The organism is Leucobacter chromiireducens (assembly GCF_051993095.1).
Taxonomy (GTDB): Bacteria; Actinomycetota; Actinomycetes; order Actinomycetales; family Microbacteriaceae; genus Leucobacter; species Leucobacter chromiireducens.
This window is the reverse complement of the sequence record NZ_CP197024.1, coordinates 2,417,695-2,434,044: the sequence shown is the minus strand read 5'-3', so window position 1 is coordinate 2,434,044 and position 16,350 is coordinate 2,417,695. Positions and strand designations below refer to the sequence as shown.

Annotated in this window: 14 protein-coding genes; 9 read left to right on the top strand and 5 right to left on the bottom strand. The window is 66.7% G+C overall.

From position 1 onward, the window contains the following. Positions 1–99 precede the first annotated feature (99 nt). From ACR81A_RS10920 to ACR81A_RS10905, 4 genes are all read left to right on the top strand, one after another. Positions 100–993, top strand: a complete 894-nt coding sequence (locus ACR81A_RS10920; RefSeq protein ID WP_440311820.1) for a DMT family transporter — start codon at positions 100–102, stop codon at positions 991–993. A 66-nt stretch (positions 994–1,059) separates the two neighbouring features. Next, positions 1,060–1,416 (top strand): cupin domain-containing protein, encoded by a 357-nt coding sequence (locus tag ACR81A_RS10915; RefSeq protein WP_202381085.1) that lies wholly within the window; start codon positions 1,060–1,062, stop codon positions 1,414–1,416. A gap of 189 nt (positions 1,417–1,605) precedes the next feature. Continuing rightward, positions 1,606–3,102: an APC family permease gene (locus ACR81A_RS10910; RefSeq protein ID WP_440311819.1), complete on the top strand. Its 1,497-nt coding sequence runs from the start codon at positions 1,606–1,608 to the stop codon at positions 3,100–3,102. Positions 3,103–3,182: 80 nt separating this feature from the next. Further along, positions 3,183–3,977 (top strand): gamma-glutamyl-gamma-aminobutyrate hydrolase family protein, encoded by a 795-nt coding sequence (locus tag ACR81A_RS10905; protein ID WP_440311818.1) that lies wholly within the window; start codon positions 3,183–3,185, stop codon positions 3,975–3,977. Between the two features lie 136 nt (positions 3,978–4,113). Here the strand turns inward: ACR81A_RS10905 and ACR81A_RS10900 are convergent, their stop codons facing one another. After that, positions 4,114–4,572, bottom strand: coding sequence for a flavodoxin domain-containing protein (locus tag ACR81A_RS10900; protein WP_440311817.1), 459 nt, complete (start codon positions 4,570–4,572; stop codon positions 4,114–4,116). Between the two features lie 14 nt (positions 4,573–4,586). Further along, a complete protein-coding gene (locus ACR81A_RS10895) occupies positions 4,587–5,909 on the bottom strand; it encodes an FAD-dependent oxidoreductase (RefSeq protein ID WP_440311816.1) in 1,323 nt (440 codons plus the stop codon). A 226-nt stretch (positions 5,910–6,135) separates the two neighbouring features. On the opposite strand from ACR81A_RS10895, the gene ACR81A_RS10890 reads away from it, so the two are divergent. The 5 genes from ACR81A_RS10890 (at position 6,136) to ACR81A_RS10870 (ending at position 11,086) form a co-directional block, all read left to right on the top strand. After that, the gene (locus ACR81A_RS10890; protein WP_440311815.1) at positions 6,136–7,356 is read left to right on the top strand and encodes a cytochrome P450; all 1,221 of its coding nucleotides are present in this window, start codon (positions 6,136–6,138) and stop codon (positions 7,354–7,356) included. 106 nt (positions 7,357–7,462) lie between these two features. Beyond that, positions 7,463–8,884 carry a glutamine synthetase family protein gene (locus ACR81A_RS10885; RefSeq protein WP_440311814.1) on the top strand — a complete coding sequence of 474 codons (1,422 nt, stop codon included), beginning with the start codon at positions 7,463–7,465 and terminating at the stop codon, positions 8,882–8,884. Next, a complete protein-coding gene (locus tag ACR81A_RS10880) occupies positions 8,881–9,597 on the top strand; it encodes a substrate-binding periplasmic protein (RefSeq protein WP_440311813.1) in 717 nt (238 codons plus the stop codon). The genes ACR81A_RS10885 and ACR81A_RS10880 overlap by 4 nt, the downstream gene beginning before the upstream one ends. A gap of 2 nt (positions 9,598–9,599) precedes the next feature. Next, complete coding sequence (locus tag ACR81A_RS10875) at positions 9,600–10,316, top strand: gamma-glutamyl-gamma-aminobutyrate hydrolase family protein (protein WP_440311812.1); 717 nt, start codon at positions 9,600–9,602, stop codon at positions 10,314–10,316. Then, positions 10,316–11,086 (top strand): type 1 glutamine amidotransferase, encoded by a 771-nt coding sequence (locus ACR81A_RS10870; protein WP_440311811.1) that lies wholly within the window; start codon positions 10,316–10,318, stop codon positions 11,084–11,086. Before ACR81A_RS10875 ends, ACR81A_RS10870 begins: the two co-directional genes overlap by 1 nt. Here ACR81A_RS10870 and ACR81A_RS10865 read toward each other — a convergent pair. The 3 genes from ACR81A_RS10865 to ACR81A_RS10855 are packed head-to-tail and all read right to left on the bottom strand — an operon-like array spanning position 11,083 to position 16,339. After that, positions 11,083–11,844 carry a PDC sensor domain-containing protein gene (locus ACR81A_RS10865; protein ID WP_440311810.1) on the bottom strand — a complete coding sequence of 254 codons (762 nt, stop codon included), beginning with the start codon at positions 11,842–11,844 and terminating at the stop codon, positions 11,083–11,085. The genes ACR81A_RS10870 and ACR81A_RS10865 overlap by 4 nt on opposite strands. Beyond that, positions 11,841–12,581, bottom strand: coding sequence for a FadR/GntR family transcriptional regulator (locus tag ACR81A_RS10860; protein ID WP_440311809.1), 741 nt, complete (start codon positions 12,579–12,581; stop codon positions 11,841–11,843). Before ACR81A_RS10860 ends, ACR81A_RS10865 begins: the two co-directional genes overlap by 4 nt. A gap of 23 nt (positions 12,582–12,604) precedes the next feature. After that, the gene (locus ACR81A_RS10855) at positions 12,605–16,339 is read right to left on the bottom strand and encodes a multifunctional oxoglutarate decarboxylase/oxoglutarate dehydrogenase thiamine pyrophosphate-binding subunit/dihydrolipoyllysine-residue succinyltransferase subunit (RefSeq protein WP_440311808.1); all 3,735 of its coding nucleotides are present in this window, start codon (positions 16,337–16,339) and stop codon (positions 12,605–12,607) included. Positions 16,340–16,350 lie beyond the last annotated feature (11 nt).

The following is a 16,350-nucleotide window of genomic DNA, read 5'->3' as shown; positions in this document are numbered from 1 at the left end:
CAGAGCGCTCCTCGGGGCAGGGGGGATCGACCGCGTGGTCGTCGAGTCGATATGTCGTGTGACATGGTACACCCCTGGGTGGTCGACTACAGTATGGATATGCAGAGCTCTCGCGCCCGGTCGCTCTCGCCGACCGGCGGAGCGCTGTTTGTGCTTCTTGCGGCGGTGCTCTGGGGGACCACGGGCACGGCGGCCGCGTTCGCTCCGAGTGCCGGCCCGATTGCGATCGGCGCGGCCGCCATGGGGATCGGCGGCCTCCTGCAGGCGGCGGTTGCGGTGCCGCAGTTGCGCGCATCTGCGGGGATCCTTCGGTCTCGTGTCCCACTTCTCGCGGTGGGGGCAATTGCAGTGGCGATCTACCCCCTCGCTTTCTATGCGGGGATGCATTTCGCTGGGGTGGCGGTTGGAACCGTCGTCGCGCTCGCGGCAGGGCCTGTCTGCGCCGCGGTGCTCGAGCGTGTCTATGACGGTGCGCGACTTGATGCGCGGTGGCTGGTCAGCGCCGGCTTTGGGGCGCTGGGCATGCTGCTGCTGACTCTGGACGGTGGCGGCTCCGCTCGAGATCATGCGCCGCTGGGGATCCTCCTCGCGCTGCTCGCGGGTCTCAGCTACGCGGTCTATACGTGGGCGGCGCGGCGGCTCATGGCGGCGGGGGTGGGCAGCCGGGCCGCGATGGGGGGCCTGTTTGGCGTTGGAGGGCTGCTGCTCGTTCCCGTGCTTGTCGTAACGGGGGCACCCTTCATTGAGGACTCGCAGAACCTCGCTGTTGGGGCGTACATGGCGCTCGTGCCAATGTTCCTGGGATACCTCTTCTTTGGTGCGGGGCTGCGGAGTGTCACGGCTCGCGCAGCCACCTCACTGACGCTCGCGGAGCCCGCCGTTGCTGCGCTGCTCGCCTGGTGGCTCCTGGGGGAGCGGCTCGGAGTGCTGGGCTTTGCCGGGCTCGCCGCGATCCTCGTGTGCCTGGTGGGTTTGACGCTTCCGCGACGATAAAACATTTACTATATGTAAGATAAACCTCCGCGGACTCAGGGTGAGTCCGGAGTGATGGAGGTTGCAATGACGCAGCACGTTCGTGTTTCGGAAGTATTTGATCGAATTCCGGCGGCCGGTCCGCTTGGTCCGCCGCTGGGAGTATCGGTCTCTGGCGTGCAGCAGACCTGGCTCGAAGAGTTCACCTCGGACGCGGAGCGTGGCATCCACACCGGGTTCTGGCGCTGCGATCCCGGCATCTCGGAATGGGACTTTATCGAGATGGGAGAGGTGATTCATGTGCTCGCCGGGCGGCTCGTTGTCACGGAATCCGGAGGTAGTCCAGTGGAGCTCGGTGTCGGCGATGTTGCCTCGTTTCCGCGCGGCTGGCGCGGCACGTGGGAGATCATGGAGCCGCTCGAGAAGTTCTACGTGATGCTCTGAGGCGAGTTCGATCCCGCGCGCCCGGCGGTGACGTGTGCACAAGCGCACGGCGTTCGCCGGGCGCGTCGTTTCCTTTTCGATGTCATTGACCGAATGCTTGCCCATTAAAACATTCACATGTAGGTTAATTCCAGCTCTCGCCCGCGGGAGTCACTTCACCGTCGACGTACAAGGGAGTACCACGCGACCATGACACACGATAATTCTGTCCTCGAGCACGATGAGGACGCCGCTCACCTGGCGTCGCTCGGCTACTCGTACGACACCACGTTCAAGCGTGAAATGAGTTTCTGGGGCAACGTCTCGCTCGGCTTCACGTACCTGTCCCCGATCGCCGGCATCTACTCGATGTTTGCGATCTCTCTCGGCCAGGCCGGCCCACCCATGGCCTGGGCGCTCGTCATCGCACTGGTGGGGCAGTTCTTCGTCGCCCTGATCTTCGGAGAAGTGGTGTCGAACTACCCGGTTGCCGGCGGTGTCTACCCCTGGTCGCGGCGGCTCTGGGGCCGCAAGTGGGCCTGGATGAACGGCTGGATCTACGTTGTCGCGCTCGTCGGTACGATCGCCGCGGTGTCGTACGGCGCCGCCCCGTTCGTTGCGTCGGTGATTGGGGCTGAGCTGAGTACCGGTGGCACCGTGCTGGTCGCGCTCGGCACGCTCGTGATTGCGACGATCCTCAACTTCTCAGGTACCCGGGTGCTGAGCCTCGCGGCAACCGTCGGCCTCATCGCGGAGATGATTGGCGCCGTGGTGATCAGCGTGTACCTGTTGCTGTTCCACCGCAAGCACGACTTCTCAATCTTCTTCGACAATCAGGGTATCGGGAATGATGCACCCGGCGGGTATCTCGGGGCATTCGCCGCGGCGGCGCTGATCGGCATGTTTGCCTACTACGGCTTTGAAGCGAACGGGGACGTCGCAGAGGAGATTAAGGATCCGAGTCGCCGTGTGCCGCGCGCCATGCGTATGACGCTCTACATCGGTGGTTTTGCCGCGAACCTGCTGGTGTTCTCGCTCGTGCTGGCGGTGCCGAACTTCCAGGCGGTCGCGAGCGGAGAGTCGGTCGACCCGATCGGCAGCCTGCTGCACGAGGCGTTCGGGCCGATCTTCCCTGTCGTGATGTTCGTCATCGTTGTCGCGTTCCTCTCCTGCATTACGAGTCTGCAGGCCGCGGCAAGCCGGCTGATCTACTCGATGGGCCGCGACGGCTTCCTTCCTGCATCGCACTTCCTGGCGAAGTTCAACGAGCGACGCCACGTGCCGCACAACGCACTGCTCATGGCGGCGCTTTTCCCGGCCGCCGTTGTGCTGTTCTCGCTGCTGCTCGAGAACGCGCTGACCGCAATGGTCGGCTTCGGCACGGTGGGCATCTACATGGGCTTCCAGATAGTGGTGCTCGCGGCGCTCCGTGCGCGGATCATGGGCTGGAAGCCGGCGGGCAAGTTCACTCTGGGCAAGTGGGCATACCCGGTGAACATCATCGCGCTTGCCTGGGGCGTCGCCGCGGTCGTGAACATTCTCTGGCCGCGCCCCACCGGCGGCGGGTGGACCGAGGACTACCTCCTCATCATGACGACCGTCGGTGTGATCGCCGTCGGCTGGATCTACATGCTCGCTTCGAAGGCGTATCAGCGCGGCGACGCGCCCGCCGCAGACGCGAGTGGGCCGATCAAGACGGTCGCGTAGCTCTTCCTGCGCGCGGGTGTGCCCCTGGCTTTTCGGAGTCGGGGGCACACCCGCGTGAACATCGAATGAAAGGACCCCGCATGACAGATCTCGTTGTCGACCCGACCCCGTTCCTTGACACCACGGAGGAGGATCCGGCCGGGCCGCTGATTCCGCTCGTCGTGTCACTCACCTTCCCCGGTATGGATCGTGGCGCCCACGAGCTGCAGGACTCGTTCACTCGGATTGCATTCGACGCGGTGCGCGCTGCGGGAGGTCGGCCGCGCTTGGTCGACTCTGCTGATCCCGGGCGGGAGGGCCAGCGGGAGCTGCTCGAGCAGGCCAGCGGGGTCGTGTTCCTGGGTGGTGGCGACGTTGCCGGGGCGTGCTACGGCTACTTCGGTCCGCCGCCCGCGAATGAGTACGGCGTTGATCGGCGTGCGGACGAGTTCTGTATCGCTGCGATCCGCGAGAGCGTCGCGCGCGATCTGCCGACGCTCGCAATCTGTCGCGGATCGCAACTCCTCGCCGTGGCCTTTGGCGGCACCCTGATCGGCGACATCGAGAACTGGTCGCTGCACCGCGGGCGCTCGCCGCTCTTCATCGATGAGGAGGTGCTGCTCGAGCCGGGATCCGAGATCGCGCGCATCCTGGGGCGCACGCGTGCGATCGTGCGAAACGGGCACCACCAGGCCGTCGCGACGATCGGGCCCGAGCTCCGCGTGAGTGCGCGGGCACACGACGGAATCATTGAGGGCACCGAGCACCGCGCCGCCTCCTGGGTGGTGGGCATGCAGTGGCACCCGGAGGAGCCGGCCGCTGATCCGGTGGACCGGGCGCGGATTTTCGGAGAGCTCGTCACGCGAGCGCGGGATCGGGCGGCGCACTCCGCGTAGGTCCGAACAGGCCACGGGGCCCGAAGTGTGTGTGTGCTTCGGGTCCCGTGGCCTGTGGCGCCGGCTCGGCCGAGTTCTACCTTCGAGTTCTCCGTTCCGAGCGCCGGCGTGCCGGCGTCGTGCAGCGACCGTTCGATTAGGCTGTGACGCTCGCGGCGTCGAGCACACCGGGCAGCCACTCGAGCGCGACATCGCTCCCGAGGTCCCAGGAGGAAGCGTCATGGCGGCCGTACCCGCCGACGCGCTCCGCGCCCTGGGCGGTGAAGCGGCGATCGATGTGCTCGCTGCCCTGGCTGTAGGTCTCCTCGTAGAACGTATCCCCGAGGCCGAACACGGCGTAGCGCACGCCAGTGAGCTCGGGTGGTGCGGCGTCGAACGCCTCAATGAAGGGGAGCGCCGTGTTGGGCGGATCGCCCTCGCCGTGCGTGGAGCACACGACGAGCACAAATCGCTCGGGGGTGAGGTCCGCCGGATCGAAGTTTTGAAGGTCGAACACCTCGACCTCATCGTGCTCCTCGCGCAGCTTCGCGCCGAGGTCCTCGGCGATCAGCTCGGAGTTGCCGGATTCGGTGCCGTACAAAACAGTGAATTTCACGGGCGGGGTTCCTTTCATGCTGGGGTCCGTGTGTCAGCCGTGCCGCGTGCAATCGCGGCCATCTCGGCGTGGTCGGTGAGTTTCTGTCGCACCCGATCGGGGTGAGCGGAGGCCTGCTCGTGCGCATCAAGGGCGCCCCACTGGGCGAACGTGATGGCCTGCTCGCGCACGTGGGCGGGGAGCGCCGCGAATCCACGCTTCGCCGCGTTGGGTACGAGCATCCCGGCTGCGATATCCGAAACGATCTCATCTGCGACCGCTTTCGCGCACGCCCGGTTTTCGGGGATCGCGCCGTTCGGTCCACGCTTCGCCCAGCCCGTGCGGTAGAGGCCGGGGCGCAGACGCCCACTCTCGGGGGAGGGCGCCGCGCACAGCCGCGCAAGCTCGTCCGCGGGATCGGAGTCGAAGCCGATCGCGGTAAGTACGGCGGTCGCCGGGATGGAGGTCAGGCCGGCGCCGGTCTGCACGTCGACCGCTGTGACGTGGCCATCACCCCGCACCCGCTCGGGCGTCGCACCGAAAATGAGCTGCACATCCGGCCCCGCAGTGGGGACGCGAGTCGGCGCGGTGAGGTCCGTGTACGCGGCGGTGCGAGCCTCTGCGGTGCGGGACTCAGGGGTGCGTGCCTCAGGGGTGCTGCTCGGTGCGTGCTCGGGCGCGCACATCGCGCCGCTCGTCGTGTAGCGCCCTCGCGGGAGAGCGATCAACTCCTTAATCATTTGGGGGTCGCCTTTCGAGCGCGCCGCGTCCGAACGGCTCAGCACTGTGATGCGCTGCACGGGGTCGGCGAGATAGGCCTCGAGCACGGGGTCGGCGACGTCGCTTGCGGCGTACCCTGAGCGATCCTTCACGAGGAAACGGAGGAGGTCGAGGGCCACGTTGCCCGCGCCGACGATCACTACATCGCTGCCGAGTGGTGGGAGCGGAGCTGTGCCGGGGTGGGAATTGAGCGCGCGGGTGATCGCGCCGGATCCGATCACCCCGGGGAGGTCGCCACCCGGCACGGGGAGTGGGCGATCTGCACTGCGGCCGGTGGCGAGCACCACGGCGTCAAAGCTTCCCTCGAGTTCGGCGAGGGTGACATCGCGGCCGATCGTGATGTCGCCCGCGAAGCGCACCCCCGGGTTCGCGAACAGCCGTTCGAACTGTCGAGCGATCGCCTTGGTGTGCTGGTGATCTGCGGCGACGCCGTAGCGGATGAGCCCGTACGGAGACGCGAGTCGGTCGAACAGGGTGATCTCGCAGCCGGGGAGCACGCGCACCAGTGCGCTTGCCAGGTAGCACCCGGCTGGACCACTGCCGACGATGGCAATGTGTGGTGTGGAGGGGGAGGGCATCACAGCTCCTTTGTGTGACAGGGGCTGCCGTTGCGTGCGGCGTTGCACGGCGGCTGCACCCGAGTGTACCCATAAACATGGATCTTGTGAATGATTTACGAACAGCAATTTCATTGAGCTTTGGTGATTGCTGGGAAGTCTTGCAAACTAAATCATTCATCGATAACTTATTTGCTACCGGCTCTCACAGCGACAGCGCGAGACCACGTTCGACAAAGGAGTACGAATGCCCGGAACACTGGTGGAGACTGATCTGCCCTACCTCGACATCGCCGCCCCAGAGTTTGCGATGAACTCGGAAGCGGTGCGCGACGCCCGCTCGCGGAGCTGGGTCGCACGCACGAACTATGGCTTCGGCGTACTCCGCTACCGCGAAGTCACCGAGCTCCTCAAGCACCCGAGCCTCAATCAGGGCAGCGCACAGTGGCCAGATCATCACGGCGTCCACTCGGGGGTGTTCTACGAATGGTGGGCAAAGAATCTGCTGGTGCTCGAAGGCGATGAGCACCACCGCATTCGGCGCCTGCTCAACCCGGCATTCTCGCCCACGGTGGCGCGCCGGCTGGAGCCAGAGTTTGCCGAGATTGCGCGCGAGCTCATTGACGAGATGATTGCCGCGCAGCAGCGCGGCGATCGCGTGGACTTCGTCGCGGCGTTCGCCGAGCCGTTTGCCACCCGGGCACTCTGCGCCATGCTGGGTCTGCCGCATGAGCACTGGCCGTTCATCGCCGACCGGGCGAACACCGTGGGCTATGCGCTCTCCGTTTCGATCAAGGAGGACATTGAGCGCGTTGATGTTGCCGTGCAGGAGCTGTACGACTTCGTCGAGCAGCTGATTGCCGAGCGCCGCGCGGAGCCCGGGCAGGATGTGGTGTCCCGCCTCGTGCAGTTCTCGGAAGACGGCGACAAGCTGAGCGATGCGGAGCTGAGGAACGCGCTCGTGCTCATGCTGTTCGGTGGCATGGACACGACGCGCAACCAGATTGGGCTGATCCTGCAGACGTTCATGCGCAATCCCGAGCAGTGGGAGAAGCTCGCTGCCCGGCCTGCGGAGCTCGCCAAGCCGGCGCTCGAGGAGGGCCTGCGAGTCAACCCGACCACGCGTTGGGTGACGCGCGAGGCGAACGAGGACTTCGAGTACGAGGGCCTCTCGATCGCGAAGGGCACCACGGTGCACCTGTTCACGATGTCGAGTGGCACGGACCCGGCTGCGTTCCCCGACCCCGAGATCGACATCGAGTACGAGGGCCGCAAGCCTCACCAGACATTTGGCGGGGGAGTACACCACTGCCTTGGGCACTACATCGCCCGCGCCGACATGGGGGTCGCGATCCCCATGCTCGCCGAGCGACTGACTGACATCTCGTGCCCCGGCGGCGACGAGTGGCTGCCCGACTCGGGGAACCACGGCCCGATTCGGCTGCCCATTACCTTCACGGTGCGCTAGCAGCGGCAAGCGGCGCCTGCGCGTCGCACCCGCACCGGGTTCCCGCGGGAGCCCTGGGCAGTGCTGCCCAAACGACCCCTTCCAACGATGAAAGGAACACTTCACCATGTCTGACCCCACCACGGGCGGAAGCTTCGGCGCGGCGCTGCGCGAGATTCTCGCTGACACGACCGCCTTCGCCCGGCACCAGGACGCCAACATGCAGCCGGAGACCGTTGCGGTGCTCGGCGAGCGCATCCGGGAAACCGGTGTGAAGTACATCTACTACATGATCCCCACCCTCGGCAGCCGCACGGTCGCCAAGGTGGTTCCCGCGGAGCACTACGAGCGGATGCTGCGGAAGGGCATCGCGTTCCACCGCACCGCGCTCACTGATCTGCAGACCAGCCGCGAGGGCGAACTCATCGGCGGCGGTGTTGACGCGCACGAGTTCTGGGGATTGCCCGAACCGGAGACCTTCCAGGTGCTGCCGTGGGACCCGGAGGTCGGGCGAATCTTCTGTACGGCCTACGATCCGCCCCAGCTCGGAGCGGGCTCGGGCGGCCTGATCCCGCTCGATACCCGCGCGCTGTTCCGTGCCGCGCACCGCTCGTTCACCGCGCGGACCGGATTCGAGCTCCGATCCGGCCTGGAACCGGAGATGACCTGGACCGGGCCGGGCATGGACGTGAAGTGCAAGGACGACCAGAGCCCCGCATATCAGGTGGAGAACCTGGAGAAGATGCGGCCGGTGTTCAAGAAGGTGATCAGCTACGCGCAAGGACTCGACTTCGCGATGATCCAGGGCGACTACGAGGATGACGGCCAGCTCGAGCTGAACTGGGACTTCGACCGTGCGGAGCTCACCGCTGAGCGCATGACCACCTACCGCCAGATCTGCAAGCAGGTGGCGCGAGAACTCGGGATCCACGCGAGCTTCATGGCAAAGCCGTACAACGGCAAGATGGGCAATGGGTGCCATCACAACCTCAGCTTGTGGCGTGGCGACGAGAACGTCATTGAGGACGGCCGGGTGGAGCTGCACGTCACGGAGACCGCGCGGAACGCGATCGCCGGCATGCTCATGCACACGCCGGGCTCCATGCTGGTCATGGGATCAACGGTCAACTCGTACAAGCGGTACTGGGATGCCGGCCAGTTCGCGCCTTCCGGCGCCGACTGGGGTCTCGACACCCGCGGGGTCGCGGTGCGCATCTCCGCCAACGGGCGAATGGAATACCGCCTGCCCGACGCGAGCGTGAACCCGCACCTCTCCCACCTCTACCTGCTTGCGGCCATCGAGCATGGGCTCGAGCAGAAGCTCGACCCGGGGGAGCCCGGTTCCCTCAACCCCGCACTCGGTGAGGTCGTCGTGCCGAACACGCTTGGCAGCGCAATCGAGGCGTTCGAGGCAGACAGCTACCTCATGGGCGCAATGCCCGAGGAGCTTACACGCATCTTCCTGCAGCTCAAGCGGGACGAGTGGGCGCGCTACTGCGGCCAGATTTCACAGTGGGAATTCGATCAGTACTGGGAGGCAATTCCGTGACCAACACAACTCGCGCGCTCCGACTCGCGTGCATCGATTCAGAGGCGTTGCCGCTCTTCTCGAAGAGCCCCGACGGGATCACCCGCGATGGCTACGAGCCCGCCGCTGCCGCGCTCGTCGCCGAGCGACTCGGCGCCACCATCGAGTGGGTGATGCTGCCTTGGGAGGACATGATCCCAGCGGTGCGCCGCGGGGACGCGGACGCGGTGTGGTGTGGCCAGGGCATGACCGAGGAGCGCGCTGCGCTCGTTGACTTCACCCAGCCATACGCCGTGTTCAACGAGACGCTGATTGTGCGCGCTGATGACCCCGCCCGTTCGGTCGACGCGCTCTCCGGATACCGCATTGGCGCCATCGCGCACTCCACCAACATGAAGCTCGCTGAGACCTTCCCCGGTGTCGAACTGGTGAGCTTCGGCGCGAGCGACGACGTGTTCAGCGACATGATTGAGGCCACTCGCTCTGGCGAGATCGACGGCTTTGTTGATGACGATGTGGTGATGATTCCGCTGGGACAGGAGGATCCCGATTTTGTCGAGGCCTTCACCGTGCTGACCGGAAACCGCTGGGGCATCGGCGTCGCGCCTGGTAACGACGCGCTTCGCACAGAGATCGACGCCGCGCTCGCCGCAGTCATCGCCGATGGTTCGCTTGCGCGCGTGTGGCAGCGCTGGATGCCGCTGCTGCCATTCCCCCTGGCACCGGGGGCGTGACCGTGCGCGCGCCACGCATCGCGGTTGCCGGGATGTGGTCGACACAGATCCACGGGCTCCGATTCGACGGTACCGCGGTCGCAACCGCCGTGCTCCGGTCTGTGGTGCGCGCCGGTGGTGAGCCCCTCACGCTGTTCGCGGAGGGGCCCACCGTCGCAGGTGAGCGGCTGCGTGGCATGGACGGGCTGCTGCTCCCCGGTGGATTCGATCTTGACCCTGCGCGTTACGGACAGGCACCGCTGCCCACGACGGTGCGGGCGGACTTCGCGGCGCAGGATCAGTTCGAGGCGGATCTCCTCGCCGCTGCAATCGAGCGTGGGATCCCGGTGCTCGCCATCTGCCGGGGGTTTCAGCTGCTCAACGTCGAGTGTGGCGGCACCATGATTCAGGATCTTGCGCCTGACAGCGTGCATCGCAACAGCGTGCACCTGGTCGAGGTGGCGCCAGACTCTGCGCTCGCCACGGCGCTCGGCGTCACCGAGCTCAGCGTGTCCTCGTACCATCACCAGGCGGTCGATACGATCGGGGCAGGGCTTCGCGTCGTGTGCCGCGCGCCAGACGGAGTCGTCGAGGCGCTCGAACACGAGCACGCGGAGCTGATCGCGGTGCAGTGGCACCCCGAGGACACTGCTGCGACGGACTCCACGCAGCAGGCACTGTTTGACTGGTTGGTTGCGCGCGCGGGTGCCGCCGCGGAACAGGAAAGGATGGTGGTCTGATGGCCGAGAACATGTCGCCGGTGGTGCTCGTCGTCGAGCATCAGGGCAATGCCGGCATCGGCCACTTCGCGGAGCGGCTGAGGGCTCAGGGGCTCACACTGCGCACCGTGGGGCCCGCGACCGGAGCAGAGCTCCCCACCTCGCTTGAGGGCGTGGCCGGGCTCATTGTGCTGGGCGGCTCAATGGGGCCGGGCGACGACGAACGCGCGCCGTGGCTGCCCGCGGCGCGGGCGCTGCTCGCGGAGGGTGTGGCGCGTGAGACGCCCACGCTGGGGATCTGCCTGGGCGCGCAACTGCTCACCACCGCCCTCGGCGGCGAGGTGCGGCTCATGGCCGGCGGCCCAGAGGTCGGGCTCGCGAGCGTGTCGTTCCTCGGCGAGGCAGCCGACGATCCGGTGTTTGGCGACCTCGCTGGCGGGTCCGCACCAACCGTGCAGTGGCACTGGCTCGAAGCCGCCGTGCTGCCTGCCGGCGCTCAGCTCCTCGCATCGAATGCGGCCTGTGCGAACCAGGCGTTTCGAGTGGGGTCGATGGCGTGGGGCGTGCAGTTTCACCCGGAGGCGCTCACCGGAACCGCGGAGGATTGGGTGGTTGAGGAGGGAGACGGCCTCACGGAGCTCGGGCTTACCGGTGACGCCGTCGTGCAGACGGTGCGCGCCGCGGAACCCCAGCTGCGCGACATCTGGGGAAGCGTGGCCGAGCGCTTCGCTGCCCTCGTGAGAAACGAGTACGCCCGCGCCGAAGAGAACGTGGGCGCGCGTCCTGCCTAGCGCGCGAGCGGCGCTGCGATGAGCAGTGACACCCCGGCGGAGTCCGGCCCGAGCGCGACGCGTTCGGTGCCGGGCGCCTCCGCGGGAACGAATTCGCCGGGCAAGAAGCGGGAGCTATTGCCCAGGATGACGTTGCCGTGTCGCCCAACGAGCGCGAGTGACCGCGCGCTCCGCAGGAGCACAGGGAGCAACTCCTGCTCGAGATCGCTGACCTGGATGTCCGTTCCCACTGCCCCCAGGCGAGCGTTGCCGTGCTGCGCAGGCACCGTGAGCGTCACGACGTACGCCTCGACCCCGAGGTAGTCAACGTACGGGCCCACCAGCGCGGGCACGCCGTGGTGGAACGCGCGAATGAACCACTCGTGGTGTTCGTAGTCGTAGTAGCGGTCCCCACCGGGGACGACCCCGAACGAGTACCGAGCGAAGCGCGCCTCGTCCTCGCGCACCCACCACTCCAGGTGCCCGTTCTCGGTGTCGAGCGCGGAGCGCGCGAAGATGACACCGCAGCCATCCAACACGGGGTGGTCGGCAAGCGCGCGAACCGCAACCGCCTTCATACGTCGGCGCGTGGACTCGGTGAGCTCGAGCCGACGGTGTTCGTCGAGCTTCAGCGCCGCGATCATCTCACCAGCGAGCACCTCCAGGTGCGCGAACCGCGCCGTGAACCACGCCGAGATCTCCGCGGTGATCGCGGCGATCTCCTCGCTGAGGCCCGTGCTCAGCGTGATATCGGCTGATGTGCCCAGTTCCGCGCTCATGCGCTTCCCTCCCGCCGGCCAAGCGTGAACTTGCCCTCGATGATCAACCGCATGTTCTCACGCACGTGCTCGACCGCGAGGCGCTGCGCCTCCTCGGGCTGTCGCTGCTCGATCGCCATGACGATCGCGAGGTGTTCGGAGAACGCGAGCTGCGTGGACGCGCTGCAGATCTCCTCGCACCACAGAAACGGCGAGAGCTCAGACTGCAAGCGCTGCTCCGCTGCAAGGAGTCGCTGTGAGTGGCTTTGCACCGCCACCTCGAAGTGGAACCGACTGTCCGCGAGCGCCCGTGCGTGACCGGCCGGAGCCTCACGCGCCTCAAACGCGAACTCTGCGAGACGCGTCCGCATGCCGGGCACCGCGCGCTCCGCGGCCAGCCGCGCGGCCATTCCTGACACGGCGGCGTGCTCGTCGAAGAAGTCGCGCAGCGCGACCGTGCTGATCTGACGCAGCGCGGCGGTCAGCGTTTCAGGGGAGGGGAACGGCGCCTGCACCACGAAGGTGCCACCGTTTCTGCCCCGCCGAGTCTCGACGACACCCTGTTCCCGCAGCGCGGCGAGCGCCTTGCGCAGCGTGGCAACGGCGACGCCGAACTGGCTCGCCAGTTCGGCCTCCGGGGGGAGACGCTCGCCCACGCTCAGCATGCCGAGCGAGATGGCGGTTGCGATCCGCTGGGCGATCCCGTCCCCCTGTGGCAGCGACACGGAGTCGGTGCCGCGAGGGGACGGGTCACTCAAGAGCGGATGCTGCACGTGGATCGTCAGTCCTCGAAGCGCAGCGCGCGCGCGATCAGCGCCTCCTGCTCCACCGCGTGCACCTTGGCGGAGCCGGTGGACGGCGCTGCGGAAGCGGTACGCGAGATGACGTCAATGCGATCGTTTGCGAGGTGCTTCGAGAGCTCGAGCGAGATGAAGGGCCATGCGCCCTGGTTCTCCGGCTCATCCTGTACCCAGACGAGATCGGCGCCGCTGTACTGCGTGAGGATGCGACCGACCTCGACGATCGGCATCGGGTAGTACTGCTCGACGCGCACGATCGCAATCCGCGGATCCGGGTTCTTGTCGAGCGCAACGCGCAGATCGTAGTAGATCTTGCCCGAGACGAGCAGCACGCGCTGCACGGCCGACTTGTCGTCGACCTTCGGGTCATCGAGCACCGGCTGGAAGTGCCCGGTCGTGAAGTCCTCAACGCTCGAAGTTGCGCCGCGCAGGCGCAGCATCGACTTCGGGGTGAACACCACGAGCGGCTTGCGCGGGCGTGCGTACGCCTGACGGCGCAGCAGGTGGAAGTAGTTCGCCGGCGTCGACGGGCGCGCGACAATCATGTTGTCCTCGGCGCACAGCTGGAGGTAGCGCTCGATGCGCGCGGACGAGTGATCCGGGCCCTGGCCCTCGTAACCGTGCGGCAGCAGCATCACGACCGAGGAGCGCTGGCCCCACTTCTGCTCGGCTGCGGCGATGTACTCGTCGACGACCGCCTGCGCGGTGTTCGCGAAGTCGCCGAACTGTGCTTCCCACAGCACGAGGGCATCCTCGCGCTGCAGCGAGTAGCCGTACTCGTACGCGAGCGCGGCGTACTCGGAGAGCAGCGAGTCGTAGATCCAGAAGCGTGCCTGCTCCTCAGAGAGGTTGAGCAGCGGGATCCACTCCTGACCGTTCGCGCGGTCGTGGAACACGGCGTGCCGCTGGGCGAAGGTGCCACGGCGGGCATCTTGACCAGCGAAGCGCACCGCGGTGCCCTCCATGAGCAGCGAGCCGAGAGCCAGCAGCTCGCCGAAGCCCCAGTCGATGCCGCCCTCGCGGCTCATCTCCGCGCGCTTGTTGAGCAGCTGCTGCAGCTTCTGGTGCACGGTGAAGCCCGCGGGCTTGTTCGCGTGCGCGTCACCGATGCGCTCGATCACGCTGCGGTCGACTGCCGTCTCGAGCGGTGCGGGGCCGGGGCCACCAATTTCGGCGACCTGTCCGATCCCACTCTGATCGATGATCGGGATCGAACCCGTCTGCGCCGCGTGCGTCTCCTGGAATGCAAGCTCCAGGCGATCCTGGAAGTCCTGCTTCGCCTTCTCGTACTCCTCCTCGGTGATATCACCGCGGCCGACGAGCGCGCTCGTGTAGAGGCGTCGGGTCGAGCGCTTCGCCTCGATCAGATCCGTCATGAGCGGCTGCGTCATCGAGGGATCGTCGCCCTCGTTGTGGCCGCGGCGGCGGTAGCAGATGAGGTCGATGATGACGTCGATGTGGAAGCGCTGGCGGAACTCGTAAGCGAGCTTCGCGACGCGCACGACCGACTCGGGGTCGTCGCCGTTCACGTGGAAGATAGGCGACTGGACGACCTTACCGACGTCCGAGGAGTACACGGCGGAGCGCGAGTCCATCGGCAGCGTGGTGAAGCCCACCTGGTTGTTGATGATGATGTGGATCGTGCCGCCCGTGCGGTAGCCGCGCAGCTGCGACATCTGCAACGTCTCGTAGACAACGCCCTGACCGGCCATCGCCGCGTCGCCGTGCACGAGGATCGGCAGGGTGGTGAACGAGCCGATGGGCTTCAGGTCCTGCTTCGCGCGCACGATGCCCTCGAGCACGCCGTTCACGGTCTCCAGGTGCGAGGGGTTTGCGGCGAGGTGGATCGGCACCTGCGTACCGTTCGGCGCAGTGAACACGCCGGAAGTGCCGAGGTGGTACTTCACGTCGCCTGAGCCGGCCTTCGCGGACTGCGCGCCCTCGAACTCGCGGAAGATCTGCCCGTAGGTCTTCCCCGCGATGTTGGAGAGCACGTTGAGGCGGCCGCGGTGGGCCATGCCGACGTCGACCGAGTCGACGCCGTCCTCAGCCGCGTCGATGAGCATGGCATCGAGCAGCGGAATGACGGATTCGCCGCCCTCCAAGCTGAAGCGCTTCTGGCCGACGTACTTCGTCTGCAGGAAGGTCTCGAAGGCCTCGGCCTCGTTGAGCTTCTCGAGGATGCGCATCTGCTCATCGCGGCTCGGCTTCGCGTAGTTCACCTCGAGCTGCTCGCGCAGCCAGAGCCGCTGCGCGGGATCCTGGATGTGCATGTACTCGATGCCGATCTTGCGGCAGTAGGAATCGCGCAGCACGCCGAGGATGTCGCGCAGCTTCATGCTCCGCTGCCCACCGATGCCGCCGGTGACGAACTCGCGGTCGAGGTCCCAGAAGGTGAGGCCGTGCGACTCGATTTCGAGGTCGGGGTGCGTGCGCTGCACGTACTCGAGCGGGTCGGTGTCGGCCATGAGGTGGCCGCGCACGCGGAAGGAGTTGATGAGCTCCTGCACGCGCGCCGACTTGTCGACCGCGCCGGAGATGTCGACGTGAATATCGGACGCCCACTGCACCGGCTTGTAGGGGATACGCAGCGCGGCGAAGATCTCCTCGTAGAAGCGGTGGCCGCCGGTGAGGCGCTCATGCACGAGCTTCAGGAACTCGCCCGATCCCGCACCCTGAATGACGCGGTGGTCGTACGTGCTCGTCAGCGTGATCGTCTTCGAGATGCCGAGCTGGGTGAGCACTTCCTCCGATGCGCCCTGGAACTCGGCCGGGTACTCGAGCGCGCCCGCGCCGATGATGCAGCCCTGGCCCTGCATGAGGCGCGGAACCGAGTGCACGGTGCCGATGCCGCCGGGGTTCGTCAGTGAAACGGTGCCGCCCTGGAAATCGCTCGCGGTGAGCTTGCCGCCGCGAGCGCGCTTCACGAGATCCTCGTACGCGGCGAGGTACTCGTTGAAGTCGAGGGTTTCCGCGCGCTTCACGACCGGAACCATGAGTGAGCGCGTGCCGTCGGGCTTCGGGAGATCGATGGCGATGCCGATACCGACGTGCGCGGGCACGAGGAGCGAGGGCTTGCCGTCGACCTCGGTGTACGCGACGTTCTGGCTCGGGAACTCCTTCAGCGTCTGGATCAGCGCCCAGCCGATCAGGTGCGTGAAGGAAACCTTGCCGCCGCGGCTGCGACGCAGGTGGTTGTTGATGACGATGCGGTTGTCGATGAGCAGCTTCGCCGGGATCGTGCGCACACTCGTTGCCGTGGGAACAGTGAGCGACTGATCCATGTTCTTCGAGAGTGTGCGCGCCATGCCCTTGAGCGGGGTGACCACATCCTCGTGCGTCTCGGGAGCCTCGGGCTCAACCGGAGTGCGTGCGGCGCGCGGGGCGCGGGGCGCGTCAGCGGGAATCGGCGTTTGGCGCGGCGCAGTGTTCGTGGTGCGCGCAGGCTGCGCGGGGGTGGTCACCGGCGCAGTGGCGGGTGGTGCTGCGGGGGGCGGCGTCGTCGCTGCCGGAGCTGCCGGGGCCGCACTGCCCTGCTGCGTGCTCTCTCCGGAGGCTACGGATGCGCCGTATCGCTCCAGCACCGGCCACCAAGATTGGTCGACCGAGTTCTTGTCGACCTGGAACTGTTTCCACAATTCATCGACGAGCCAAGCATTTGCGCCAAAATCTTCTGCGGGACCCGCCTGGTCGGGGGTCTCCGTGCGCTCTGCCAAAGCGATTCCTC